This window comes from Salinimicrobium terrae DSM 17865, from assembly GCF_000424665.1.
GTDB classification, from domain to species: Bacteria; Bacteroidota; Bacteroidia; order Flavobacteriales; family Flavobacteriaceae; genus Salinimicrobium; species Salinimicrobium terrae.
The window spans coordinates 1-26895 of the sequence record NZ_AUKI01000003.1 but is presented as its reverse complement, the minus strand read 5'-3'; the positions used below and the strand labels follow the sequence as shown (position 1 = coordinate 26895).

The 26895-nt window shown below is 42.1% G+C and carries 24 protein-coding genes; 10 read left to right on the top strand and 14 right to left on the bottom strand.

Annotated features, from left to right (window positions below):
• Positions 1-63 precede the first annotated feature (63 nt).
• The gene (gene der, locus H148_RS0101185; protein ID WP_029033160.1) at positions 64-1368 is read left to right on the top strand and encodes a ribosome biogenesis GTPase Der; all 1305 of its coding nucleotides are present in this window, start codon (positions 64-66) and stop codon (positions 1366-1368) included.
• Positions 1369-1738: 370 nt separating this feature from the next.
• Here the strand turns inward: der and H148_RS0101180 are convergent, their stop codons facing one another.
• The 5 genes from H148_RS0101180 to H148_RS0101160 are packed head-to-tail and all read right to left on the bottom strand — an operon-like array spanning position 1739 to position 4865.
• Positions 1739-2524 carry a TPM domain-containing protein gene (locus tag H148_RS0101180; RefSeq protein ID WP_029033159.1) on the bottom strand — a complete coding sequence of 262 codons (786 nt, stop codon included), beginning with the start codon at positions 2522-2524 and terminating at the stop codon, positions 1739-1741.
• Positions 2524-2955 (bottom strand): TPM domain-containing protein, encoded by a 432-nt coding sequence (locus tag H148_RS0101175; protein ID WP_029033158.1) that lies wholly within the window; start codon positions 2953-2955, stop codon positions 2524-2526. Before H148_RS0101175 ends, H148_RS0101180 begins: the two co-directional genes overlap by 1 nt.
• 2 nt (positions 2956-2957) lie before the next feature.
• Positions 2958-3554, bottom strand: a complete 597-nt coding sequence (locus tag H148_RS0101170) for a LemA family protein (protein ID WP_029033157.1) — start codon at positions 3552-3554, stop codon at positions 2958-2960.
• 1 nt (position 3555) lies between these two features.
• Entirely contained in the window at positions 3556-3888 is a 333-nt protein-coding gene (locus tag H148_RS0101165; protein WP_029033156.1) for a MerR family transcriptional regulator, read from the bottom strand.
• Positions 3888-4865: a M23 family metallopeptidase gene (locus H148_RS0101160; protein WP_029033155.1), complete on the bottom strand. Its 978-nt coding sequence runs from the start codon at positions 4863-4865 to the stop codon at positions 3888-3890. The genes H148_RS0101165 and H148_RS0101160 overlap by 1 nt, the downstream gene beginning before the upstream one ends.
• Positions 4866-4993: 128 nt before the next feature.
• Here H148_RS0101160 and alaS point away from each other — a divergent pair, with 128 nt between their 5' ends.
• The 3 genes from alaS (at position 4994) to H148_RS0101140 (ending at position 9373) form a co-directional block, all read left to right on the top strand.
• Positions 4994-7606 (top strand): alanine--tRNA ligase, encoded by a 2613-nt coding sequence (alaS, locus tag H148_RS0101155; RefSeq protein WP_029033154.1) that lies wholly within the window; start codon positions 4994-4996, stop codon positions 7604-7606.
• 156 nt (positions 7607-7762) lie between these two features.
• Positions 7763-8701 carry a GSCFA domain-containing protein gene (locus H148_RS0101145; protein ID WP_029033153.1) on the top strand — a complete coding sequence of 313 codons (939 nt, stop codon included), beginning with the start codon at positions 7763-7765 and terminating at the stop codon, positions 8699-8701.
• A gap of 57 nt (positions 8702-8758) precedes the next feature.
• Complete coding sequence (locus H148_RS0101140) at positions 8759-9373, top strand: DUF4230 domain-containing protein (RefSeq protein ID WP_029033152.1); 615 nt, start codon at positions 8759-8761, stop codon at positions 9371-9373.
• Here the strand turns inward: H148_RS0101140 and H148_RS0101135 are convergent, their stop codons facing one another.
• The 4 genes from H148_RS0101135 to H148_RS18660 form a co-directional block, all read right to left on the bottom strand.
• Positions 9374-11131 (bottom strand): aromatic amino acid hydroxylase, encoded by a 1758-nt coding sequence (locus H148_RS0101135; protein WP_029033151.1) that lies wholly within the window; start codon positions 11129-11131, stop codon positions 9374-9376.
• Between the two features lie 141 nt (positions 11132-11272).
• Positions 11273-11809, bottom strand: coding sequence for a DUF4136 domain-containing protein (locus tag H148_RS0101130; RefSeq protein ID WP_029033150.1), 537 nt, complete (start codon positions 11807-11809; stop codon positions 11273-11275).
• Between the two features lie 18 nt (positions 11810-11827).
• Positions 11828-13888, bottom strand: coding sequence for a urocanate hydratase (locus H148_RS0101125; protein ID WP_029033149.1), 2061 nt, complete (start codon positions 13886-13888; stop codon positions 11828-11830).
• A 6-nt stretch (positions 13889-13894) separates the two neighbouring features.
• A complete protein-coding gene (locus tag H148_RS18660) occupies positions 13895-14068 on the bottom strand; it encodes a C1orf53 family protein (RefSeq protein WP_169578534.1) in 174 nt (57 codons plus the stop codon).
• A 33-nt stretch (positions 14069-14101) separates the two neighbouring features.
• Here H148_RS18660 and H148_RS0101115 point away from each other — a divergent pair, with 33 nt between their 5' ends.
• Positions 14102-14428: a hypothetical protein gene (locus H148_RS0101115; RefSeq protein ID WP_029033148.1), complete on the top strand. Its 327-nt coding sequence runs from the start codon at positions 14102-14104 to the stop codon at positions 14426-14428.
• A gap of 26 nt (positions 14429-14454) precedes the next feature.
• On the opposite strand, the gene H148_RS0101110 is transcribed toward H148_RS0101115, so the two are convergent.
• On the bottom strand, positions 14455-15822 hold the full coding sequence (locus H148_RS0101110) for an FAD-containing oxidoreductase (protein WP_029033147.1): 1368 nt from the start codon (positions 15820-15822) through the stop codon (positions 14455-14457).
• 134 nt (positions 15823-15956) lie between these two features.
• On the opposite strand from H148_RS0101110, the gene H148_RS0101105 reads away from it, so the two are divergent.
• Genes H148_RS0101105 through hemL form a run of 3 tightly spaced genes read left to right on the top strand, consistent with a single transcriptional unit; the run spans position 15957 to position 18966 of the window.
• Positions 15957-16913, top strand: coding sequence for a 1-aminocyclopropane-1-carboxylate deaminase/D-cysteine desulfhydrase (locus tag H148_RS0101105; RefSeq protein WP_029033146.1), 957 nt, complete (start codon positions 15957-15959; stop codon positions 16911-16913).
• A complete protein-coding gene (locus H148_RS0101100) occupies positions 16897-17670 on the top strand; it encodes a glucosaminidase domain-containing protein (RefSeq protein WP_083961532.1) in 774 nt (257 codons plus the stop codon). The genes H148_RS0101105 and H148_RS0101100 overlap by 17 nt, the downstream gene beginning before the upstream one ends.
• A gap of 9 nt (positions 17671-17679) precedes the next feature.
• Complete coding sequence (gene hemL / locus H148_RS0101095; RefSeq protein WP_029033144.1) at positions 17680-18966, top strand: glutamate-1-semialdehyde 2,1-aminomutase; 1287 nt, start codon at positions 17680-17682, stop codon at positions 18964-18966.
• A gap of 185 nt (positions 18967-19151) precedes the next feature.
• On the opposite strand, the gene H148_RS0101090 is transcribed toward hemL, so the two are convergent.
• Positions 19152-20666: a GH3 auxin-responsive promoter family protein gene (locus H148_RS0101090; protein ID WP_029033143.1), complete on the bottom strand. Its 1515-nt coding sequence runs from the start codon at positions 20664-20666 to the stop codon at positions 19152-19154.
• 106 nt (positions 20667-20772) lie between these two features.
• Between H148_RS0101090 and H148_RS0101085 the strand changes: the two genes are divergently transcribed.
• A complete protein-coding gene (locus tag H148_RS0101085; protein ID WP_029033142.1) occupies positions 20773-21567 on the top strand; it encodes a DUF2797 domain-containing protein in 795 nt (264 codons plus the stop codon).
• On the opposite strand, the gene H148_RS0101080 is transcribed toward H148_RS0101085, so the two are convergent.
• Positions 21568-24213 (bottom strand): AsmA family protein, encoded by a 2646-nt coding sequence (locus tag H148_RS0101080; protein ID WP_029033141.1) that lies wholly within the window; start codon positions 24211-24213, stop codon positions 21568-21570. It abuts the gene before it with no gap.
• Between the two features lie 172 nt (positions 24214-24385).
• On the opposite strand from H148_RS0101080, the gene folK reads away from it, so the two are divergent.
• The gene (gene folK, locus H148_RS0101075) at positions 24386-25507 is read left to right on the top strand and encodes a 2-amino-4-hydroxy-6-hydroxymethyldihydropteridine diphosphokinase (protein ID WP_029033140.1); all 1122 of its coding nucleotides are present in this window, start codon (positions 24386-24388) and stop codon (positions 25505-25507) included.
• 95 nt (positions 25508-25602) lie between these two features.
• Here the strand turns inward: folK and H148_RS0101070 are convergent, their stop codons facing one another.
• Positions 25603-26418: a DDE-type integrase/transposase/recombinase gene (locus tag H148_RS0101070; protein WP_029033139.1), complete on the bottom strand. Its 816-nt coding sequence runs from the start codon at positions 26416-26418 to the stop codon at positions 25603-25605.
• Positions 26415-26840 carry a transposase gene (locus H148_RS16995; RefSeq protein ID WP_051286109.1) on the bottom strand — a complete coding sequence of 142 codons (426 nt, stop codon included), beginning with the start codon at positions 26838-26840 and terminating at the stop codon, positions 26415-26417. The genes H148_RS0101070 and H148_RS16995 overlap by 4 nt, the downstream gene beginning before the upstream one ends.
• Between the last annotated feature and the right edge of the window lie 55 nt (positions 26841-26895).

Below are 26895 nucleotides of genomic sequence, written 5' to 3'. Positions count from 1 at the left end.
ATAAGTACAGAGCAATCGTTTAAAATCACCTAATTTTGCACCCTTATTTAAGAAGTTATTATTATGAGCAGTATTGTAGCCATTGTAGGTAGACCTAACGTAGGAAAATCCACATTTTTTAACCGGTTGATTCAGCGCCGTGAAGCCATTGTTGATTCGGTTAGTGGAGTGACTCGCGACCGTCACTATGGGAAAACCGACTGGAATGGCCGTTATTTTTCTGTAATTGATACAGGGGGATACGTATTGGGAAGTGATGATGTTTTTGAAGCTGAAATTGATAAGCAGGTGGAACTCGCCATTGGTGAGGCCGATGCTATTATATTCATGGTAGATGTAGAGACAGGTGTAACTCCTATGGATGAAGATGTTGCTCAACTGCTTCGCAAGGTTAATAAGCCGGTTTTTCTGGCGGTAAATAAAGTGGATAATTCCAAACGACTGGAAAATGCAGTAGAATTTTATTCCCTGGGACTAGGTGAGTACTATCCCATTGCCAGTACAAGCGGAAGTGGCACAGGTGAATTACTGGATGCGCTGGTAGAAGCTCTGCCGGAGGATACACGTGCCGAAGAAGCCGATTTACCCCGGTTTGCGGTAGTTGGACGTCCCAATGCAGGAAAATCCTCTTTTATTAATTCCCTTATTGGGGAGGATCGCTATATAGTGACCGATATTGCCGGTACAACCCGGGATTCTATTGACACCAAATACAACCGCTTTGGCTTCGAATTTAATCTTGTGGATACAGCGGGAATCCGTAGAAAATCCAAGGTAAAGGAAGACCTTGAATTTTATTCTGTTATGCGGTCGGTGCGTGCAATCGAACACTGCGATGTCTGTTTAATAGTTATGGATGCTACCCGCGGTTTTGATGGACAGGTTCAGAATATTTTCTGGCTTGCCCAGCGTAACAGGAAAGGAATCGTCATTCTTGTCAATAAATGGGACCTTTTTGAAAAGGAGACTAATACCATGAAGGAATATGAGGCGAAGATTCGTCAGGAAATGGAACCTTTTACAGATGTGCCTGTGGTGTTTATGTCTGTTTTGACGAAGCAGCGAATCTTTAAAGCGATTGAAACTGCTGTAGAAGTTTACAATAACCGAAGCAAAAAGATCAAGACCAGTGAACTCAATGAGGTGATGCTGCCTATCATTGAATCTTATCCTCCGCCTGCTTACAAGGGCAAATATGTAAAAATTAAATTTTGCATGCAGCTACCTACTCCCCAGCCGCAGTTTGCTTTTTTCTGTAATCTTCCGCAGTACGTAAAAGATCCGTACAAGCGGTACCTGGAAAATAAATTACGGGAAAAATTTGATTTTACCGGAGTTCCGGTTTCTGTATATTTCAGAAAGAAGTAAAAATTAAAAACAAAGGGATCCAAAAATAGCATTTTTGGAACCCTTTGTTTTTTAGTATTCAGTTTGAAGTATCAGTTGGCAGTAAATAGCACAAAGGAATATTGGAGGCTTTTTTATTGTCGCGGATTTGCAATATATGACGAGAGTGGTATTTGATTTTGTTGGGTTCTGATTTATTTCCCGGTGTTAAAAATGCCTGGCTACGGAGAGTTTGCCCCTCGGTCCAGTACAATTTTTTTAGCCCCGCATTTAACTCTGCGCTTTAATTCTAGATCTGGATTATATAAAATGAATTTGGCGCATTTACCTTTACTGTGTACTGATCACGGAATACTGCTAACTTCCTTCCCACTGCCACTGACTACTAATTTTACCATCCTCCTCCGGCACCGCCGCCGCCGAAGCCACCGCCTCCAAAGCCGCCGCCGAAACCTCCGCCTCCGCCAAAGCCTCCTCCGCCACCGCCTCCGCCAAAGCCTCCACGACCAAGACTGCTAAGAACAAGGATGTCGAGGAGTCCGCCGCCACGGCGAAATCCGCCACGGCCACCACCCCTTTTGTTTCGGGAGCTAAGAATAATAAGGAAAACGATAAAAATGAGTGCGAGAACAACGAAGCGGGGAGATGCCCCGTCGCCCGAAGGTTGCCTGGTTCTCTGATAGGTACCATCCAGCACCTCAAAAATAGCAGTAGTACCCTGGTTTAATCCCTGGTAGTAACTTCCGGCTCTGAACTCCGGTAAAATAATACCTTCTATGATCTGCTTTGAAAGGGCATCTGTAAGAGTGCTTTCAATTCCATACCCGGTGGTAATCCATATCTTACGTTCTTCTTCAGCCAGGAGTATGAGAATTCCATTGTCTTCTTCTGCCTGACCAATGCCCCATTCGTGCGCCCATTCAGCGGCATAAGTGCCAATATATTCCCCTTGCAGGGATTCGATGGTGGCAACAACTATTTGCGTTGAGGTAGTATCGGCGTAATTAACAAGTTTTCTTTCCAGAGCCATTTCTTCATCCGCAGAGAGTACTCCGGCTTCATCATAAACGCTGGTCTCCATCGAAGGCCTTGGCGGAATATCCCTTTGTGCAATTGCATTAATGCCAACACCCAGTAAAAGGAAAAGAAGAAGGGAGTTCCGAAGTAAATATTTCATTATTTGGATATTTTATCCGAAAGTTCATTTTTGTCTCCGCTCCATGGGAAGTGCTCCTGCAATTCGTGTCCTGCCCTTAAGATCCCGTCGATTAAGCCTTGTTTAAAATCACCTTTTTTGAACTGTGCAACTATGGCTTCTTTAGTAGTCTCCCAGAAATCCTTGGGAACAGCTTCATTAATACCTTTATCACCGTAGATGACGAATTGCCTGTCATCTACAGCTACATAAATAAGTACGCCATTGTCCTCTTTTGTGTTGTCCATTTTGAGCAAGTGAAAAACTTCCATGGCACGAGCCCAAATATCGCCTTTGCAGCTGTGTTCAATATGCACGCGAATTTCTCCCGAAGTTTTTTGTTCTGCCTTTTGAATGGCTGCTACTACTTCGGCTTCACCTGCTTTAGAAAGGAAATCTTCAATTTTTGCCATAGTTAAAATTCAAAATCTACTTCGGGTGCACTTTCAGCTCCGGGATCAGATTCGAAAAGAGGCATCCTGTCAAAATCGTACATGCCTACAATGACGTTATTCGGGAATTTGCGAATGAAGGTGTTGTAATCTCTAACCTCCTGGTTGTACCTGTTCCTTTCCACGTTTATTCGATTCTCTGTGCCTTCCAATTGTGACTGTAACTGCTGAAAGTTAGTTGTAGCCCGTAATTCAGGATACCTCTCCACAGTTACCAGTAGTCGTGAAAGCGCAGAAGAAACCTGCCCCTGGGCTTGTTGAAATTGCTGAAGCTGTTCTTCAGTTATATTACTTGCATCAACATTGACCGATGTTGCCTGTGCACGGGCCTCAATGACATCTGTAAGAGTTCCTCTTTCAAAATCTGCAGCTCCTTTTACAGTATTTACAAGATTTGGAATCAGATCGCTACGGCGCTGATAAGCACTTTCTACCTGCGACCATGCAGTTTGGGCAGTTTCCTGTCTTTCTACGGCAGTGTTATATTTGCCAACAGTTAATAAATAAATTCCTAAAACGATGGCCCCAATGATCAATACGGGGACGAGCCATTTTTTCATGTTATAATTCTTTTTTTAGATTGATTAGTGTGGATTTAATATGCTCCAGTTTTCTGATGATCTCAAAGTTAGACAATGTTTTCCGGCTTTTCTCTTCCTTCAGATGGATTTTTGCACCTTCCAGAGTAAATCCTCTCTCTTTTACCAAGTGAAAGATCAATTCGAGATTTTTAATGTCTTCCCTGGTAAATTTTCGATTTCCCTTAGCGTTTTTCTTAGGCTTTATTACATCAAATTCCTTTTCCCAAAACCTTATTAAAGAAGTGTTGACCTTAAAAGCTTCGGCTACTTCTCCAATTCCGTAGTAAAGTTTATCGGGCAGGTTTACGTGCATTAATCCAAAGATTGGTTTTCCAGTTGTGCCTGTTCCAGGATCTCGTCATATTCTTCAGGAGAAAGTTGCCCGTAATAGAAGTTGATAGGGTTGATCTTTTCACCATCCTTAAAAATTTCATAGTGCAGGTGAGGGGCTTGTGAGCGGCCCGTGCTGCCTACGAAACCAATAAGGTCACCTCGTTGCACTTTTTGTCCTTTTCTCACATTATATTTATACAAGTGACCATAAAGGCTTACGTAACCATAGCCGTGATCAATTCTAATGTGATTGCCGTAACCACTGGAACGATTATCTGCCCGTTCTACCACGCCGTCACCTGTTGCATAAACCGGGGTGCCGCGAGGGGCAGTGAAATCCATTCCGTAGTGAAATTTTCTCACCTTGGTAAAAGGGTCTGTTCGCCATCCATAACCTGAAGCCATTCTTCTAAGGTTTTCATTTTTTATAGGCACTATAGCAGGGATAGAGGCAAGTAAATTTTCTTTGTCATTAGCCAGCTCCACGATTTCATCAAGGGAGCGGGATTGAACCACCAGTCTTTTGGTAAGCATGTCAAGCTTTTTATGACTGTCTATTATAAGTTTTGAATTGTCAAACCCTTCAAGGTCCTTATAGCGGTTAATACCTCCAAATCCCGCAAGACGCTGTTCTTCGGGAATTGGATTGGCTTCGAAGTAAAGACGATAGATGTTGTTATCCCGGTCTTCAACATTTGCCAGCACATTTTCAATTTGCTTCATCTTTCGATTAAGAAGACTGTACTGTAATTTCATGTTATCGAGCTCCCTGGAAAGTGCTTTTTCCTTAGGGGTTTCGAGCTGCGGAATGTTGAAGTAAATGACCAGGAGGATAAAGCCTGCAAGGAAGGCTCCCAGTACACTGAGAGCAGCAATTCCAAGGCGGCGCCCCTTCTTGCGCTCTATCTTTTTATAGGAAAGCGTCTCGCTGTCGTAATAATATTTAACCTTAGACATATAAGTTAAATTATGCTATTTTTGCGTTATCTTAAAATGTTGCAAAAACAGTGCAACTTTCAGCTTGAGAAACGAACAAATATAAAAATTGTTTTTCCGACAGCATAATATAAAAATTTTAACTTTTCATGAGATCCCAGGAGATACGTTCTAAATTCCTCGAATTTTTCCAAAGTAAGTCCCACAGCGTAGTTCCTTCGGCACCCATGGTGGTAAAGGATGATCCTACACTAATGTTCACGAATGCAGGGATGAACCAGTTCAAGGAATATTTTTTAGGCAACGGTACTCCCAAAGATCGTCGAATTGCCGATACCCAGAAGTGCCTTCGTGTGAGCGGAAAACATAATGACCTCGAAGAGGTTGGTAAGGATACCTACCACCATACCATGTTTGAGATGCTGGGGAACTGGAGTTTTGGCGATTATTTCAAAAAAGAAGCGATTAGCTGGGCCTGGGAATTACTTACTGAAGTTTATAAATTGCCAAAGGAGGACCTTTACATTTCCGTTTTCGAAGGGAACGAGGAAGAGGATCTTCCCCTGGACAAAGAGGCTTTGGAGCTTTGGAAGCAGATCATCTCTGAAGACCGCATCATCTACGGAAATAAAAAAGACAACTTTTGGGAAATGGGCGATCAGGGTCCCTGCGGACCATCTTCTGAAATCCACGTCGATCTAAGGTCTGCTGAAGATAAAGCGAAAACCCCCGGAAGAGACTTGGTCAACAATGATCACCCGCTGGTAGTGGAGATCTGGAATCTGGTTTTTATCCAGTTCAACCGGAAAGCTGATGGCTCTCTCGAAAAGCTGCCCGAAAAGCACGTGGATACAGGAATGGGCTTTGAGCGTCTTTGTATGGCGTTGCAAGGCGTGAAATCAAATTACGATACAGATGTTTTTACTCCTCTGATTAAAAAGATCAGCGAAACCACCAGTTCAGAATACGGAAAAGATGAGGAAACCGATATTGCAGTTCGCGTAATTGCAGATCACGTGAGGGCGGTATCCTTTGCCATTGCTGATGGTCAGCTCCCCGGCAGCGGCGGAGCCGGTTATGTGATTCGCCGAATTCTAAGAAGAGCTATTCGTTATGGATTTACTTTTCTAAATCAAAAGGAACCATTCGTTTACAAATTGGTAGAAACCCTTGCCGCTCAAATGGGAGAAGCATTTCCTGAACTGCGTTCCCAGCAGAATTTAATTACAAACGTAATAAGAGAGGAAGAAAATTCCTTTCTACGCACCCTCGATCAGGGATTGGTGATGCTGGATCAGGTTATGAAGGAGAGTAAAGACAAAAATGTATCAGGTAAAAAGGCATTTGAATTATACGACACTTATGGATTTCCTATTGACCTTACCGCGCTAATTTTAAGCGAAAAAGGGTATAGTCTTGATCAAAAAGGTTTTGAGGAAGAACTTCAGAAGCAAAAAGATCGTTCCAGAAATGCATCCAAAGTAACTTCCGGGGACTGGCAGGTAGTGAAGGATGCAGAGACCGAAGGTTTTGTTGGCTACGACAATCTCGAAGCCGATGTAGAGATCCTACGCTACCGCAAAGTGGAATCAAAAAAAGAAGGAGAGCTTTATCAATTGGTTTTCAGTCAAACGCCTTTTTATCCTGAAGGCGGAGGCCAGGTAGGGGACAAAGGAACTCTGGAGTCCAAAAATGGGAGTGTAAATTACATTTTAGACACCCGTAAGGAAAACAATCTTATCATCCACCTTATTAAAGAATTGCCCGAAGATATCACTGGTACTTTTACGGCCAAGGTGAATGTGGCGCAGCGGGCAAGAATTGCAGCCAACCATAGTGCCACGCATATACTGCACCAGGCTTTGAGAGATATCCTCGGTACTCACGTGGAGCAGAAAGGTTCTATGGTACAAAGTGATTATTTGCGATTTGATTTCTCCCACTTCAGCAAAGTTTCTTCTGAAGAATTAAAGCAGGTAGAGGATTTTGTTAATTCCAGAATTGCCGAGAAACTTCCATTGGTTGATAATCGCGAAATGACCTATCAGGAAGCAATAAATGACGGTGCCATTGCCCTTTTTGGAGAGAAATACGGGGATAAGGTTCGTGCAGTTCGTTTCGGGAAATCCATGGAACTCTGCGGTGGAACCCATGTTGGAAACACTTCAGATATCTGGCATTTTAAAATAATTTCTGAAGGTGCTGTGGCATCTGGAATAAGAAGGATCGAAGCGATTACGAATGAAGCTGCAAGAGAATATTTTGCTAATCAAACTGAAGCTTTTGCAGAATTAAAAGCAGTTCTTAAAAATGCTCAGGATCCGGTGAAAGTCGTGGTAAATCTGCAGGAAGAAAATGCAGAACTCAAAAAACAAATTGAATCCCTGCTTCGCGACAAGGCTAAAAACCTGAAAGGAGATTTAAAAAGCCAGATCAAAGAGATCAACGGAGTTAACTTTTTGGCTCAACAAGTAGATCTGGATATGGGCGGAATCAAAGATCTTTCCTTCCAGTTAGGAGATGAAATGGACAATCTTTTTCTTCTTTTTGGGACACAACAGGACGAAAAAGCCATGCTTTCCTGCTATATTTCCAAAAATCTGGTAGAGGAAAAAGGATTGAATGCGGGAAAAGTTGTTAAAGAATTAGGGCGATACATCCAGGGCGGCGGCGGCGGACAACCCTTCTACGCCACAGCCGGAGGTAAAAATCCCGCCGGACTTAATGAAGCGCTGCAAAAGGCTGAAGAGTTTGTAAAGTAAATGTATGATCAACCCTTTCAGGGTTTCAAACCATGAAAGGTCTAACTATACATAACCGGCAAGGTTTTTTTTAACCTTGAAGGTTTGAGTTGATATTTTTCCAAAAATAAGACCTACAAGGTTCTCAAAACCTTGCAGGTCAACCAAAATTAGAAGATGGAATTCCGTACCCAAATTCCTATTAAATCCCAGGAACCGAAAATTGGTTACTCTTCAAAAGTGCTGCTTTTGGGATCCTGTTTTGTTGAGAATATCGGGAAGAAGCTGGAATATTTTAAATTTGAGCAACTGCTCAATCCATTTGGAATTCTCTTCCATCCTGCTGCAATTCATAACTTCCTAAAAAGGGTAAAAACGCAACATGTTTTTACTGAAGAAGATATTTTTTACCACAATGAAGCCTGGCATTGCTACGAAGCACATTCAGATCTTAATTCTGTTGAAAAAGAGGATATTCTGAGGAATTTGAATGCTGCTGTGGAGGAAACACATCAATTCTTATTGTCGGCGACTCATGTGGTGATAACCCCGGGAACTTCATGGGGCTATAGACTTAAAGAAACCAATGAGTTTGTGGCAAATTGCCATAAGGTGCCGCAATCTAATTTCAGCAAGGAAATAACAGAGGTTAAAAGTGCTCTTTTTGGTTGTTCAGAAATTGTGAGAGAGATTAATCCTTTAGCACAGATTATTTTTACGGTCTCTCCTGTGAGGCACCTTAAGGATGGATTTGTGGACAATCAGCTAAGTAAGGCGAAATTGATCACTGCGATTCAGGAAATAGTGGCTTCTGAAAGTCACTGTTCTTATTTTCCGTCTTATGAGATCATGATGGATGAACTTCGGGATTACAGATTTTATGCGGAAGATATGGTGCATCCTAATCGAACGGCTGTGGATTATATTTGGGAGAAATTTCAGGAAGCGTGGATTCCTTCAGAAGCTTCAGCCATAATGAAGAAGGTGGATACCATCCAAAAAGGGCTTTTGCACCGGCCTTTTAATGAAACTTCCGAAGCACACAAAAAATTCCGCAGAGATCTTCAGGAAAAGATCGGGAAACTTCAGGAAGAAGTGCCTGAAATCAGGTTCTGAGGGAAATCTTCACATTTTCTTGGAAAAAAGCGCTCTCCTAATTCGTATTTTTAGAACATGAAGAAGTATATCGTGGGTGCCCTTGCGGTGCTGATCATTTTCCTGGCCTGGCGCTATTTTGAAAACCGCAATGCGGAAAGAGACCGCCTGGAGGAGAGTACGGCAATGATTCAGCAGCAGATTAAAAATGTTGGAAAGCTTGTGGTGACCGAGGGTACTTTTTCGCAGGTTTTTACCTATAAGGATACCAAAAACAGGTTTTTAGATGTACTCCCTGCACGTAAGCGGGCACTTATTATCGTAAATACAAAAGCTACGGTGGCCTATGATCTCAGTAAACTTGTAACCGAGGTTGATGTGGAAAATAAGACGGTGCATATCAAACATATTCCCGAAGAGGAGATTAATATCTATCCCGACATCAAATATTATGACATCACCCAGGATTATCTCAACCAGTTTAGTGCAGAGGATTACAACAAGATAAAAAAGCGCATCAATAAATCTACGCGGGAAAAGGTGGAAAATTCCGGTCTTAAATCAAACGCTAAAAACCGGCTGATAAGCGAGCTGCAAAAGATATATATTCTTACGAATACCCTCGGCTGGACCCTTACTTATAACAATCAGGAATTTAGTGCTGACGGCGAAATGCAGGAGCTTAAACTGTAATTATCCGGTCACCAGTTCGGGCTTTACAAGTCCAATTCCGTTATCGATTAGATGTGCAACATCGGGTCTTCTTTGCTTTACATCTTCAAGATGTTCCAGCACTTCGGAAGCCAGTTTTTCATCCTTATTGCTTGTCAACTCAAAAATTTCAACTGAAAGAAGCCAGTCTTTTGGATGATATTTCTTTACAAGATCAAAAGCTGCAACCAATGAGAATTTAGTGTTCTTTCCCTGCCTGATATTCCGAACCGATTCATACAGTGATTCAAGCTCTTCCCGCTCAGGGGTTTTTTTACTTTTAATTGTAGTGGAGGAGGGAGTATGAGTGATCAAATTGAAGGATTTAGCATCTGCAGGACCTGCAAAGGCCGAGATTACCTCTTTACCTATGGCCATGTCGTAATTTCCCCATTCAGGTTTAAATAGGACTTCATCTTTCCAGGTGACGGTGCAATTCTTCAAACTAATTAAAATGATCTTTCCCTGTAGATTCCTGGTGCCGGTAATAATTTCTCCTTTTACATTTATACCGCCTTCAAATTCGAAATTGACCTGCTCCCCTTCGTAAATATCGTATGCCCTAAGATCGAGCGGACTCATATCTTCAATGGCAAGGTTAATTCCTTTCAGCCTACCTACAGGAGATCCAAAACCATCGGGATGATTTTCTTTCCCGTGACCTACCAGTTCTTTTTCCCTGGAAGCTAAAGCAGTCTCTCCTGTGGTTTGGAAATACACGGGTTTTCCGTCATTTTTGATAACCCGCGTGAATTTTCCTGAGATCTGGATCCCGGTACTGAGTTCTATAGTTCCTAAATTTTTTGAATTGATAAGCTTTTGCAGCCCTTCAAGTCCGCCCACGCGTAGAGCCATTTTATTGGCAAACTGCTCCAGTACCAGACTAAGGTGAGCAAAGTCGGGAGTTACGTACAACTGGGGCTGAGGTTTTGTAATATCGAATTCCTGTTGCGCAGCACTAATATCGTATGGAATTTTCTTCACCTTGCCTGTCATACACCAGGTGCTTTCGCCAATTGAGGAAAGAAGTCCGGCGCCGTAGATCTTGGGATTTTCGGGTGTTCCTATAAGCCCGTATTCCACGGTCCACCAGTGCAGGTTCCTTATTTGGGCCATTTCACTTTGCTCGCGCTGGTCATTCTGCAGTTCATCCACCCTCTTTTCGGCGGTTTTGATTTCTTCTTCGGGAGTGTCTTCGGCTTCTTTAATTATTGAAAGATGACGAATAGCTTCATAGATCTCGTAATCTTTTGCGCTGGAGATTGCCTTACAACCTATTTCTCCAAAGCGACGCAGATATTCTGCATATTCGGGATTTGCGATAATAGGTGCATGGCCTGCACCTTCGTGGATGATGTCGGGTGCCGGTGTATATTCAATGTGGTCCAGCTGTCTTATATCACTGGCAATGACCAGTACATTAAATGCCTGAAACTCCATAAAAGCTGCCGGCGGAATAAACCCATCAACCGCTACTGCGGCCCAGCCAATTTCCTTCAGGATCCTGTTCATCCCGTACATGTTGGGAATATGATCGATAGAGATTCCTGTCTGCTTTAGACCATCAAGATAAGAAGAGTGGGCAACCCGGCTCAGATAGTCAACGTTCTTCCGCATTACATATCTCCACACCGCCTGGTTAATAGGGGTGTAGTCTTCATAATTTTGAGGTTTTATGAATTGCTTCAGGTGTGCCGGAAGCCTGTCAATTATCTCGTTTGATTCAAATTCTTGTTCCATAGATTTATAAAATGAACAGGACTTAAAGATACAAAAATATTAAGTTTGCAAAGCCTTGATTTTCTTTAGAATAGCCTTTCAGGAAATAAAAAAGCCGCTAAATTATTCATGTTTAGCGGCTTCAATTCAGGGGGCTGAAATTTAATTAAGAGATGGCGGATATTTTTCCAGGATCTCTTCAACAATCTCATTGATCCTTTCCTGTTTTTGTTCCACTTTAGTGGAAAGGGCTGCAGTTCCCATTCCCTGCCAAACCAATTCTTTCTTTTCGGCATCTACCAGATCAATGTATAAAGTTCCTTCTGTAGTAGAATTCACGGTATTATAACCTGTACCCCAATACCAGGGGTGCCATCCCCATCCATAACCATACCCGTATGGATTGTTGTAAATATTGATATTTTTTTCAGTCTTGGTGAAAATGCTTACCAGTAAATCGGGATTATCGGACTTCATAAAGCCTTTTTCCTGCATTTCCTCGTCTATAGCCCTTAATATTCTTTTCTTGTCAAGATCGGAGATCTCGGCTTTGTCAATTCCGGGCTTAAAAAAGGCATAGGTCTCGTACTGCGAGAAGTTAACATCCCTGTCGTAATCTGTCGCTACTTTTACGGTATTACAAGAAGTCATTACCAGCACGAACAGAACGAGTACCGAAGTAAGTTTAATCGCTCTCATATTATAAGTGTTTTTAGGTTAAGTGTCCAGTAGACGGTCATCGACCATGTTAGGAATGGTAACCTTTAAACGGGGTTCTGTTTCCATCGCCCGTTTAATTGCAAATATGGCACCTTCATTGCGCGCCCAGGATCTTCTTGCGATCCCATTATTTACATCCCAAAATAACATAGAGTTTAGTCGCCTCTCCGACTCCTTATTACCCTCAAGAACCATACCGAATCCGCCGTTGACTACCTCGCCCCAGCCAACTCCGCCGCCGTTGTGAATACTTACCCAGGTTGCGCCTCTAAAGCTGTCGCCAATGACATTTTGAATCGCCATATCGGCTGTATAGCGGGAGCCGTCGTAAATATTGGAGGTTTCACGGTAAGGAGAATCGGTTCCCGAAACATCGTGATGATCCCTTCCCAAAATTACCGTTCCAATTTCCCCTTTTTCGATAGCTTTATTAAAAGCCTTTGCGATTTCTATACGCCCCACGGCATCGGCATAAAGAATTCTAGCCTGAGAACCCACTACAAGTTTATTGGCCCCGGCACCTTCGATCCACTTGATATTATCCTGCATTTGCTGCTGAATTTCCTCCGGCGCATCTTGTTTTAACTTCTGAAGCACCTCCCTGGCAATTTGATCTGTTTTTTCCAAATCCTCTTCTTTTCCCGAAGCACATACCCAGCGGAAAGGTCCGAACCCGTAATCAAAACACATAGGTCCCATGATATCCTGCACGTAACTGGGATAGGCAAAATCTTTGTCTTCTCCGGCTGAAGTTCCATTTACAAAATTGCCTTCTTCATCTTTATAGATCTTTGCGCTGGCTCTTGAAGCTTCCAGCAAAAAGGCATTTCCGTAGTCAAAGAAGTAGGTCCCTTTTTTGGTGTGGCGGTTGATGGCCTCGGTTTGTCTGCGCAGACTTTCCCGAACCTTTTCTTTAAATTTCTCCGGATCGGAACTCATCAATTCATTTGCTTCCTCAAAACTTATACCTACGGGATAATAGCCACCCGCCCATGGATTGTGCAGAGAAGTCTGGTCGCTACCCAGATCAATATGAATATTTTCTTCATCAAATTTCTCCCATACTTCCACCACATTTCCCAGGTAAGCGAATGAAATAATTTTTCCTTCAGCCTTAGCTTCGGTCACTTTTTGCACCAGCACATCGAGGTCTTGGACAACTTCATCAACCCAACCCTGAGAGTGGCGGGTTTCCACAGCTTTGGGATTCACTTCGGCGCAAACTGTAATACAGCCTGCAATATTCCCGGCTTTGGGTTGTGCACCGCTCATTCCCCCCAACCCAGAGGTAACAAATAAAGAACCCTCGCCCAAAGTACCTTTTTTGATACCTGTGCCCTCTGGAGAAGTAGAGGTTTTCGCTATTTTTCGAAGGGCATTAAGCACGATGATGGTGGTGCCGTGAACAATTCCCTGCGGACCTATATACATATAGCTTCCAGCAGTCATTTGTCCATATTGCGTTACTCCCAGGGCATTAAATTTTTCCCAGTCATCCTGTTTTGAATAGTTCGGGATCATCATTCCATTAGTAACTACTACGCGTGGAGCATCGGGATGGGAAGGAAAAAGACCCAGGGGATGACCGGAATTCATGACCAGAGTTTGTTCTTCGGTCATTTCAGCCAGGTATTTCATCACCAGCCGGTACTGCGCCCAATTCTGAAAAACCGCTCCATTGCCCCCGTAGGTAATCAGTTCGTGCGGATGCTGTGCCACCTTCGGATCCAGGTTGTTCTGGATCATGAGCATAATGCCTTTTGCCTGCTCGCATTTTCCGGGATATTCAGAAATAGGTCGGGCGTACATGTCGTAATCGGGACGAAGACGGTACATATAGATCCTGCCGTAGGTTTCCAGCTCGTGACGAAATTCCGGAAGCAGCTCCTCGTGATGACTCTTATCAAAATATCTCAGGGCATTCCGAAGAGTCAGTTTCTTTTCTTCAGCCGAAAGGATGTCTTTGCGTTTTGGTGCGTGATTTACAGTAGGATCATACTCTTTTGCAGCCGGTAAAGTATTGGGAATACCTTCTAAAATGGCATTTTTGAAGTCCATATAGAATTATTTTTTCTGTTGGTTGGTTTTCTTATTGAAGCCGTAAGGGCAGTGGCGGCAGCCGCTTTCACAGCAGTAGCCCCTTTTGAGGTGGTATTGTTCGGTAAAGCAGCGGTAGCCTTCGGGAGTAATATAAAAGTCCCCTTCCTCAAGCGGAATTTTTTTCTTTAAAAAACTCATATTACAAAAATAGCATTTTCTTATCTTGCCCTTATGTTCGTGGTGGTAAATAAATTTATTCTTGCCAAACACTTTGACGGTGTGGTGTTGTGGCCGTTTATAGTTGTGAAGCGGAAAGAGCTGAAGAACAATTCCGTTTTTATGAACCACGAGCGCATTCACCTCAAACAGCAGGTAGAGCTGCTTATCATTTTCTTCTTTATCTGGTACTTTTTTGAATATTTTATTCGCCTTATCAAGTACAGGGATTCCTATAAAGCCTACAACAAGATCTGTTTTGAGCGGGAGGCCTATGCCAATGAAAAAGATCTTAATTACATCTCGAACAGACCTTTCTGGAATTACAGGAAATATTTGTAATACAGGTTTTGACCTGTACACTTGACCTACAGGTCCTTTAAATTCTCCAACATGGTGGGAATAAGTTCGCTCACGGTAGGATGAATGTGGATAGCATCCCGCATCACTTTATAAGAAGCGCCGGCATACATCTGGTCAAGGACAGTGTGGATAAATTCATCTGCTCCTGTTCCCAGGAATATTGCTCCCAGTATTTTGTCTGTCTCCGCCTCAATAAAGATCTTAAGCTTTCCTGATGTCTCTCCTTTTTCCTTTGCCCTGGCCACATTTTTCATTTGCATCTCTGCAACTTTAGCTTTTATACCTTTTTCTTTTATCTGTTTTTCATTCAGTCCCACCCTTGCCAGCGGCGGATCAATATAAGCGGCATAGCAGAGAAACCTGTCAGAAAGCTTCCTTTTTTTCTCCTCAGAAAGATGAGAATTCACAATTTGGTAGTCATTATAAGCCGTATGGGTGAAGCCACCTTCTCCATTGCAGTCTCCAAGCGCCCAGATATGAGAAACCGTTGTTTGAAGCTGATCATTAACTTTTATAAAACCTTTTTCATCCATTTTCACTCCTGTATTTTCCAGTCCTAAATCATCTGTATTAGGAACCCTTCCCGCAGCCAGCAGAAGATGGGGAGTTTTTATCTCCTTGGCGCCTTCTTCACAATCATAAGTCAAAACGATCTCCCCTTCCCGTTGGGTGCCTTTTATGCAATTTGAATTCAGTAGGACCTTAATGCCACTGTCTTTGATGATTCCGGTTATGGCTTCCGCAATGTCATCGTCCTCTTTTTTCATTAACTGTGTACCGCGCTCCAGGATAGTGACTTTACTTCCAAAGCGACTAAACATCTGCCCGAACTCGAGACCAACATAGCCGCCGCCTGCAATGACCAGATTCTCAGGGATTTCTTCCAGTTCCAGCATAGTGCGGTTTGTAAGGTAATTAACGTCCTTAAAATTTTCCGGAATACGCGGCCTTCCGCCAACATTAATGAAAATCTTTTCGGCCGAAAGTTTTTCTCCGTTGACTTGTATTGTGTGGTTGTCCACAAAAACTGCTTTTCCGCCAATAAGGCTGATGTTTTTCTCGTTTTCAAACATTTTTTCCAGTCCCTCATGAGAATCTGAAATCAATTTGTCTTTCCGGGCTTTGATCTTTTTTAGATCTACATTTACTTCTCCTTCAATGCTCACGCCCATTTCCCGGCTGTTTTTTGCAATAAATGCTCTCCTGGCCGAAGCCACGTAAGCCTTAGTAGGTGTACAACCGGTATTCACACAAGTACCACCAAGTTCGCTTTTTTCAATAATGGCAACTTTTTTTCCGTTTTTAGCCATACTGGAAGCAAGGGGAGGTCCCGCCTGGCCTGTGCCTATAATAATTGCATCAAATTTTCTCATTTCTTATTTTTTCTGATCTTCATTCACGACTCGTTTGTAGAAATTAAAGATACTTTTTGAGAAACTGAGCTTTCTTTCTTATAATTAGTTCTTAATATTTGCACCTGTTTTACTGAAGGCATTCAGAAATTAATATGAGCGACATCAAGAATTTATACACCGCACCTCCCCAAATCCCAAGTCAGTTTATTACTGAAATTGAAGGTGTTTCCATTTTTATGAAGCGGGAAGATCTGTTGCATCCTGAAGTTTCAGGAAATAAATTCAGAAAGCTGAAGTACAACATCGCTGAAGCTACCTCTCAAAAAAGGCAAATCCTGCTCACTTTTGGAGGGGCTTTTTCGAACCATATTGCTGCTACCGCGGCCGCCGGAAAACTATCGGGCTTCAAAACCATTGGATTAATTAGAGGTGAGGAATTGGGAGAGGATCTGGAGAAGACCCTTCAGGAGAATTCTACGTTGAGGTTTGCTTCTCACTGCGGAATGAAACTACATTTTATAAACCGAAGTGATTACAGAAACAAAACTTCAGAAGCATTTCTTGAAGACTTGCGGAAGAAGTTCGGCGATTTTTACCTGGTGCCCGAAGGAGGTACAAACGAGCTGGCTGTAAAAGGATGTGAGGAAATTTTAACTCCTGAAGATGCAGAATATGATACAATTTGCTGTGCGATTGGAACCGGAGGAACCATTAGCGGACTCATAAATTCATCAGAAGAACATCAGCAGATTCTGGGGTTTCCGGCTTTGAAAGGTGACTTTTTAAAACCGGAGATCCAACGGTTCAGCAAAAAAAATAACTGGAAGATTATACCAGATTATCATTTTGGTGGTTATGCTAAAGTGGATGAAAAGCTTATCGAATTTATGAACAACTTCCGAAGTAAGTATGGGATACAGTTAGATCCTGTTTATACCGCAAAACTTATGTACGGGATCTTTGATCTGGCAGAGACAGGATATTTCTTGAAAAATACTCGTATTTTAGCCATTCATACCGGGGGGCTTCAGGGAATTTCGGGTATGAACAAGGTGTTAAAAATGAGAAATCTACCTCCAATTTTGACCTATGATGAAAGTTGCAATTAGAATTTTTGTACTTTTTCTCCTAATCTTCACGGTTTCCTGTGGGACAGGTAAAAAGGCTTCTAATAAAGAAAACAGAAAAAGCACGGCAGGAAAGCATTCACCCACGCCCGGTACTTACACCGACAAGGTTGCAAGGTATATAGAACTTTATGCACCTATGGCACAGGAGGAGATGGAACTTTATAAGATTCCTGCCAGTATCACTCTTGCTCAGGGAATCCTGGAATCGGGTGCAGGCGAGGGGGAATTGACCCGTAGAGCCAATAACCATTTTGGGATAAAATGTCATGGCTGGACCGGTGGTAAAGTATATCATGATGATGATCGCTCCCAGGAGTGTTTTAGAAAATATAAAGATCCTAAATATTCTTTCCGGGATCATTCGCTTTTCCTGGCCGAAAGGAAGCGTTATGCTGCACTTTTTGATCTTGAACTCGCAGATTATAAAGGTTGGGCCCGTGGCCTTAGAGCCGCAGGTTATGCTACCGACAGGAGGTATCCGGAGAAACTTATAAGCATTATCGAGAGATATCAACTTTATTTGTATGACGGTGATACACCCGCGAGAGAGGTGGTAGTCTATACCGAGTCGGTAACTTCCGGAAATTCTGTAGCCAGAGCTTATACTGTGCAGCAAGGGGATACCCTATATTCTATTGCTAAAAGACATAACCTTACAGTTGAGCAACTACAAAAAATAAATAAACTAAAAGGCACTAACATTGGCATTGGCCAGACACTACTAGTGACCCCTTAAAACAATAATATGATCTATAAAAGAAGCAGCGAGTTATTCACTGCAGCTAAAGAAGTAATTCCCGGGGGAGTGAATTCGCCGGTGCGGGCATTTTCGGCCGTTGGCGGGGAACCAATATTTATGAAAGAAGCTAAAGGCGCCTATCTATATGATGAAGATGGGAATAAATACATTGATTATATTAACTCCTGGGGTCCCCTTATTCTTGGCCATGCCTTTGAACCGGTAGTCAACGCAGTAGTGGAAAAAGCCAAAAAAGGAACTTCTTTCGGTACGCCCACTCAGATAGAAACCACCATCGCAGAACTTGCCGTTTCTATGGTGCCCAATATTGAGAAGATTCGAATGGTGAATTCGGGAACCGAGGCTACAATGAGTGCTGTACGTCTCGCCCGAGGATTCAAAAACAGGGATAAGATCATCAAATTTGCCGGCTGCTATCATGGGCATAGTGATTCATTTTTGATCCAGGCGGGAAGTGGAGCCGTGACATTTGGTACACCCAATAGCCCCGGAGTTACAAAAGGAACTGCAAAAGATACTTTGTTGGCGACTTTTAATGACCTTGAAAATGTGAAGCAACTGCTTGAATCCAATAAAGGTGAAGTTGCCTGTATAATTCTTGAGCCGGTTGCGGGAAACATGGGATGTATCCCTCCAAAAAAGGGATTTTTGGAAGGTCTTCGGCAGCTGTGCGATGAACATGAAGTACTGCTTATTTTTGATGAGGTGATGACCGGCTTCCGACTTGCAAAAGGAGGTGCTCAGGAAGTATACGGCGTAAATGCCGACATAGTTTGCTTTGGAAAAGTAATTGGAGGGGGGCTACCCGTAGGTGCATTTGCCGCACGCAATGAAATTATGGATTACCTGGCTCCTGTGGGTCCGGTTTATCAGGCAGGGACGCTAAGCGGGAATCCATTGGCGATGGCTGCAGGATTGGCAATGCTAAAGGAACTTAATGCAGATCATGGCATCTATTCCCGTCTTGAAGAAAAGACAGCTTACCTGCACCAGGGATTAAGCAAGGTATTAAAGCAGAATAATGTGGTGCACACGATTAACCGCCAGGGTTCTATGATCTCTGTACATTTTGCTGAAGATGAGGTGAAAGATTTTGCTTCGGCAGCTAAAGGAAATAACGACAGCTTTAAAAAGTTTTTCCATGGTCTGTTAGAAGAAGGAATATACATTGCTCCAAGTGCTTTCGAGACTTGGTTTATTACAGATGCACTTACTTATGATGATCTTGATGCTACCATTGCGGCGGTAGCCAAAGTCTCGAAGGAATTGTAATCCTGAAGGAAAAGAAATTAATTTAACCTGCAAGTCTTTATTCCGGCCTTGCAGGTTTTTAAAATGAACCCTTTCAGAGCTCCAAACTCTGAAAGGGTTCTGCTTTTTTGTTTCCTTATATTACACGGTGAAAACGACTAAATCTCTTATCTCAAGTCTAAAATCTCATTTCTATGATCTGAGATCTATCCATTCATTTCCAGGAGCTCCTCAACATAAGAACGTTGATTAGAAAGCCGCGGGATTTTGTGCTGCCCCCCGAGTTTGTCCTTTTTCTTGAGCCAGTCATAAAACAGCTTTTTCCTTGCTAAATGAACTTTAGGAAGATTCAGGGTCATGTTGTTGAAACGTTTTGCTTCATAATCGCTATTGATATTCTGCAAATGTTTATCCAGGCATTGCACAAAGAAATCAAAATCCCGGGGAGGAGTTTTGAATTCAATGATCCATTCATGAGCCCCTTTTTGCCTGCCGTGCATAAACACCGGTGCTGCAGTATAATCCACAATTTCACAATCTGTTTGTTGAGAGGCTTTTCTAAGGGCCTCATCGGCGTTTTCAATGATAAGTTCTTCACCAAATACATTAATATGATGTTTGGTTCTGCCCGTGATCTTGATTCGATAAGGAGCAAGCGAAGTAAATCGTACGGTATCACCAATCTTATAGCGCCATAGCCCCGCATTTGTGGTAATGAGTACGGCGTAATTCTTTCCTAATTCTACTTCAGAAAGGGGGATTACCTTTTCTTCAGGAGTTGCGTAGCTCTCCATCGGAATAAACTCATAGAATACACCGTAGTCGAGCATCAGTAACAATTCTTTTGAGTCGTTTGAGTCCTGAATGGCAAAGAAACCTTCCGAAGCATTATAGATCTCAAAGTATCTAAAGCTGTTCGAGGGCAGGATCTTTTGATATTGATCTACATAGGGTGCAAAATTTACTCCGCCGTGGAAGTAAACTTCAAGATTGGGCCATATCTCAAACAGATTATTCCGCCCTGAAGCTTCAAGAGCATTGTTAAGAAGTACCAGCATCCATGAGGGAACTCCCGCAAGGCTGGTAACATTTTCTTTAATAGTCTCATTCACTATCGCGGGCATTTTCACCTCCCAGTTGCTCATCAGGGAAATTTCGTTGCTCGGTGTGCTGCTGTATGCAGCCCAAAAAGGCATATTATCTATTAGAATCGCCGATAGATCCCCAAACTGTGTGCCGTTGCGGCTGTATAGTTCCTTGCTGCCCCCGAGTCTCAGACTTTTTCCGCTGAATAACTGCGAACCAGGATTGTTATTGAGGTACATGCATAGCATATCTTTTCCTGCAGCATAATGGCAATTTTCAAGTGAGTCATCGCTTACAGGGATAAATTTACTCTTGGCATTGGTTGTACCACTTGATTTTGCAAACCACTTGATAGGCGTAGGCCAGAAAATATTGGTTTCACCCCGGCGGCTGCGCTCTATTTGCGGTTCAAAATCTTCATATTGTTGTATAGGAATACGTTTTGCGAAGTCTTCATAAGTCTTTATGGAAGCAAAATCATACTGTCTTCCAACTTCAGTATCTTTTGCTTTTTGCACAAGTTTTTTAAGAAGCTCGAATTGCACCTCACAGGGGTATTTCATGAATAATTCCATTTGATGGATTCGCTTCTTGAGGAACCAGGAAGCTACAGAATGTACTAACGGAATTGGCATTTTTTCTTATTATCTTTAGCCCCTTCAAAACGGGATGCAACCGGTTAAAATTAAAACTATTCTTACAGCTGGCAAAAAATTAGCCTGCGATATAATTTTCTTTTCTATGACTTACGAGGGTGTGCTTACTAAAATGAAAACCGAACTTAACGAAACAGTTCAGTATTATCTCATTTTTGAGCAGGATTTTTTAAACCTGAACCAGGTTCTCGATAAGCGGCTGGAGATAAACTTTCTTAACTACGAATGTACCGGCTGCCTCAAAAAAAAGAAGATTTTCGCCAATGGGGTTTGTTACAATTGCTTTATGGAACGTCCCGAAATGGGTGAATGGGTGATTCGGCCAGAGCTAAGTAAAGCCCATCTCGACCAGGAACACCGGGATCTGGAGTTTGAAAAGAAAGTTCAGCTGCAGCCACACGTGGTATATCTTGCCAATTCGAGTAACGTGAAAGTGGGAGTGACACGGAAAAGTGAGATTCCTACCCGCTGGATCGATCAGGGAGCGCACGAGGCCATTGAGGTGGTAGAGGTTCCTAACCGCTATCTCGCCGGAATAACAGAAGTTGCTTTAAAGGAACATCTTTCAGATAAAACCAATTGGCGCAGCATGCTTACCAACGACCTCAAGGATCTTGATCTCGCAGCAATACGGGATGATATGCGACAATATTTACCCACAGAAGTTCAAGACTACTATCTTGCAAATTCAAAAGAGCTGGAAATTAAATTTCCGGTTTTGAGTTATCCCGCAAAGTGTAAAACCCTCAACCTCGCAAAAGTGCCATTTTACGAGGGGGTTCTTAAAGGCATAAAAGGGCAATACCTTATCTTTGAAGATGGGATGGTCTTCAACGTTCGAAAACACGAAGGCTTTAATGTGACTTTGTCCCTAAAGTAATTATTGATTGCTTGTAGTGTCTTTTTTCTTTCTGGCACCACCTAAAATTCCGCCCAGAATATCTCTCGCAGTTTCTTTAACTGCTTCATTTGGAGTTTTTCTAACTGAATCGTTTTGAGTAGGGCTCCCTGCAGCTGTGGTGTCTTTACTTTGTCCGCCGCTAATGATGTCACTCAGCACATCCCGACCTTTTTCCTTCAGCGTTTCCTTTTGAGTTGCTATAATTTGCTGGGTAAGATTATTTACCGCCTGCTGCATGTTGAGGTTGATGTTAGGATTAGTAAAGCTTCCGGTAATATTCACAGGTAAACCTACAGTCATATTCTCCTGTTCCTGAGCACTAAGACGTGAGAGGGTATTGCCAATTTGACTTCCTAAATATCTAGCCGGAATTTCCAAAGCCACATCGTAGTTCATATCCATATCAAATCCATGGGATCCCGACGCCCGTCCTTTAATTCCTTTAATATCGAAATCAAAGGGCTGCACTTCTACCTGGCCATTATTGAAAGTTAATCTTGTCTCGAGGTCTTTTAGATTTAGATCGTTGAGATCAATAAAGGTGAGACTTTGGTCGAGTTGTGAAAGCAGCGGAGTTTGTTCGGGATTTACTCTTGCCCCAAGTATTTCCGCAAGAGCACTACCGGCAAGAGTCTGTAACTGCGGCGTAAGATCATCATTTAAATTTCCTCTCAAATCAATATTCGTGGTTAGTTCCCCCTGCAAAGCCTGGGCAATAGGTGCAAGATTTCTTAACAGCTCCATGTCTTTAAAAGCATTCACAATGTCTATAGACTGTAATTCAAGCTGCATCGAAAAGTTGGGAATGGCATCCCTGGTAGAGACAACCCCGTTCAACAGGATGTCTCCGTTAAAGATACTGGACGAAACATTGGCGAGGGTGGCCGCTTCATCGACTATTCTCAGACTTCCGCTGGTGTTCTCAAGTACGAGGTTATCATACAATACACGATCTGCAGTGAAGTCAATATTAGCATCCAAAAATGACGGAATCCTAATCGCTTCATCTCCCGCGATCTCGGCAGTGGTGGCCGGTTGATTTTCTTCTCCTTCTACAATAGTTTCCTTCACCATAAAATCATTGACAGAAAAAGTATTGGAAGTAGCAGTGAAATTCCCTTTCAGCTTCTGGTCTGTAAATAAATAACCCATCAGGTTTTGAATGGTACCAGATACAGCAAGATCTGTTTGTCCCGTAGTTAAAAGTGTGTTTTCCAGGTTAACTGTACCAGGATTAAATCTTAAGCGGGCAGTTGCCAGTTTTACCTCATTCGGAATTTCGGGGGAGGTATAACTAAAATCTGTTATAGTCGCCGTACCGCTGCTCTTTACATTTTGATACTGCTCCTTTTCTACAGAATCCATATCAAAGGTCGTTGTAAGATCGGCAGTAACAATTCCGTTGAGGTCCTGCTCCAGTTCCAGCGGATAAGCCCTGGTGATGTTCGAAAGATTAATTGTTCCCTGAAGGGCCATGTTTACCAGCATGTTGCCGGTAAGATTTCTAATGCTTCCGTTGGCACTAAATGCATCCTGATCTATGCGGAAATTTAGACGATCTATATTGACGTAAGTATCTTCGGCCAGGCCGGTATCATTTTTCAGTACAGCTGCAATAGTGATATCTTCAACCGCTTTTGGTAAATCGGGATATTTAAAGGCAGCATTATTGGAAGCAATATTGATCTCCATCTTAGGGATATAAGTTTCGTCCACAATTCCGCGGATGAATCCATCTACTACGAAATCCCCGCTGGTTTCCACGTCTTCAATATTTTTGGAATACTCGTCGGGCATTACCGCCAGGAAGTTTTTAAAAGAGGAAGTTGGAGTTTTAAAACTCAGATCGACTTCATTGTTTTCTTCATTGATCTGCACATAACCATCAAAAGTGAGCGGAAGCTGATTTATTAGCGCCTCATTCTCAAGAAAAGTATATCTCATTTTTTCAAGGTCCATTTTAAAATCTGCTTCCAATAGCACCTTGTTTCGGTCAAGGTAATTCACGCTGTCCATTTCGTAGCTCACGAGAGCATTGGAATAAGTGCTGAGAGTAGAAGTTGCGGCCGAAAAATCGCCGGTTCCCCGGTGATCAAGATCTTCAACAAACAATCTTATTTTGGAGCCTTTATCGACATAATTCACCCGCGAATTATTGATTTCATAATGTTCCACGTCAAAGCTAAAGCCGCCACCCTGTGAGGTTGTGGTAGTAATTGTATCCTGAATGGCAATATCATAGTTGTTGTTTCCCAGGGTATCAACCATAATATTGAGAAAAGTATTGTCAATCCTTAGGGCATCAATTTTTTTAGGTTCATTGCCGCTTTTAAAAAGTTCCTTAATTGACATTTGGAGCATGACTTCTTCGCTTAAAGCCAGAGTGTCGCCCGCAAAAGGAGCTTCGTTGATGACCTTAAGGTTTTCAATGACAAGTGTAGCATCGGGAAAATTTCTGAAAATACTCAGGTCAATATCTTCAAAGGTTACCTCGGCATTAACGTTTTTATTGATTGTGTCCTGCACCAGGTCCTTTAGCTGTTTTTCAAACAGGAAAGGAGTTAAGAATAACAAAAGAAGGATCACTCCCAGAACAATTCCGAATATTTTTAAAAATTTTTTCATTGTATACTTTTTTAAGTTTCGTTTTCCCAATTGTCTGCTCGAAAGAGCAGGCTTCGGGAGGTGTTAATTTTGTTGAAACTCTTTAAAACAAAGTTAAGGGTATGTGCTTTTGTTTTATTTAATTTGCTGTGAAATACTTTATCTCATCTTACTAAAATTTTCTTAAGATCTCTTGAATCCTTTAAAAATTGTATTTATAGCTCTGGGAAGCAATGAAGGTGCCAGACTTGAGTTTTTGCAGCGGGCTGTGGAAGAAATTCAGAAAAAGACGGGAGATGTAAAGTCAGTTTCGGGGGTTTACGAGACTCCGGCCATGGGATTTGAAGGCAGATCTTTTCTTAATGCCTGCATTGCTGTAGACACTCGTTTCCGGCCTCACAAGATCCTGAAACAGTTGCTGGAGATCGAGAAGAAACTTGGCCGTGAAAGAAAAACCGGGCAGGGATATCAAAACAGGCCAATCGATCTCGATATTGTCCTCTATGAACAGGAAGTCATCACTTCTGAAGAGCTTACTGTACCTCATCCCGAAATGCATAATCGCAACTTTGTTTTAGCGCCATTGGCCGATATTGCTTCGGAAGTAAAACACCCTGTCAAAAATGTCAAAATAAATGCGCTTTTTGACACCTTAGATAAATCAGGTTTAACGCTTACTTCTGAAAAACTTCAGCTTCCGAAGAAATTTTCTTTTTCAGGCTTTAATTACATTGCGGTGGAAGGAAATATTGGTGCCGGAAAGACCAGTTTTGCCACCATGGTGTCCGAAGATTTTAATGCAAAGCTCATCCTGGAGCGGTTTAAGGATAATCCTTTCCTTCCGAAGTTTTACGAAGATAAATCCCGATATGCTTTTCCGCTGGAAATGTCATTTTTAGCCGACAGGTATCAGCAACTTTCGGATGATCTTGCGCAATACGATCTTTTTAAAGATTTCGTGGTTTCAGATTATGATGTTTTCAAGTCCCTCATTTTTGCCAAGATAACGCTTCATGAAGATGAGTATTCCCTTTACCAGAAACTATTCAACCTTATGTACAAGGAGCTGGTAAAACCCGATCTTTACGTCTATTTCTACCAAAATACCGAAAGATTACTTGAAAATATTAAAAAGCGCGGCCGGGATTACGAGCAGAATATAGAAGCCGATTATCTTGCTAATATTAACCGCAGTTATCTCTCCTTCATCAAATCTCAGCCGGGACTTAATGTGAAGATTATCGACATTTCTGAACTGGATTTTGTGAAAGATCGGCAGCATTATTTGCAGCTGATTCAGGAAATTACGGGCTAAGCCGGTTCAAAGTTCAAAGTTTAAAGTTTAAGGTTAAAGGAGTGTGGAGTCCTAAATAGAGTTGATCATTTTTAGAAGTTGGTTTATGATCCTATTTAATTTAAAGTTACTAATTCTTTGTTTAATCTCGTTTCGTATTCTACCGGTGTAAAATGATGAATGGAACTATGAGGTTTTTCATGGTTGTACATGTACACAGCTTTATCTAATTTCTTATTCAAACTATCATAGTTGATGGGATTGTATCCCTTTAGATACTTATTCTTAATGATTCCATTGATCCTCTCGGCATGAGGATTTTCATACACAGTTTCACACATACTATTTCTTAAACTTCCTGTTGTTAAGCTTAAGAACTCTTTGCTGTAGTACTGGCCACCACCATCGGAGTGAATAATTGGTTTTACTGGCTCATCGCCTTTGATACGTGTTAAAGCCATCTTCAGTGCCGGTATAGTAGTATCTTCTGTTCTTAGAGTTCTACTTGCACTATAACCAATTATTCTTCTGGAGTATTGGTCCATGATAAAGGTGAGATAGTAAAACTTACTGTTCGTCTCATAGTAGGTTATATCACTCACCCAAACCTGGTTTACACCTGTCAACTCCCGACCCGTAACTAAATTAGGGAATCGTATAACTCCAGTGCTATCAGTTGTCCTTCTAAAGCATTTTTGTGGAGTTACCTTAAATCCGTAACTGCGGTAAAACTCAAAGAACTTATCTCTCCCCAAAGTCTGAGGCTTTATCTTTCTGTAGAGAACCTTGCAGCCCATATCCGGATGATCTTCTCTTACCTGCTGCAGAACTACTTTTAATTGCTCTTTCTCCTCAGCTCTTTTTAATTCTCTATTGAGCCGCTGATGAATGTTCTGCTTTGTGGTGCCCATCCAACGATAGATCTGGTTCATTTTCCATCGGTGGCTTTCCCTGTGGAGCCAGAACCAGGTAAGGGTTTGGAACCTAGTTTTTTTTTGATGTCGATATCATACATCTCCTCTGCAATATCGATCATCTTATCCTTGAACTCAATCTCAAATTGCTTTTGACCAAGCATTTGTTCCAGTTCGCGGATCCTGGCTTTTAGATCTTTTAATTTATGGGTATCGCTCATAAGTTCTACAACTTGTTTTACACCACGTTTGCGATTGCGAGAATATTTATATAACCATTTATAAACTGCCGTTGTAGACACTTCATATTCCCTGCAAATCTCGGCAACAGTGGAAATATTCTTTTCAATCTCTTGAACTTTTTTACGCTTAAAGCTTTTACTAAAATAACGATTTACTCGATTAGAAGCTTCTTTGGAAAAATCTTGTAGATTTGCCATAATACTGAGTTGTTTAAAACTCCGTAAAACGGTCAACTTATTTCAGTACCCGACA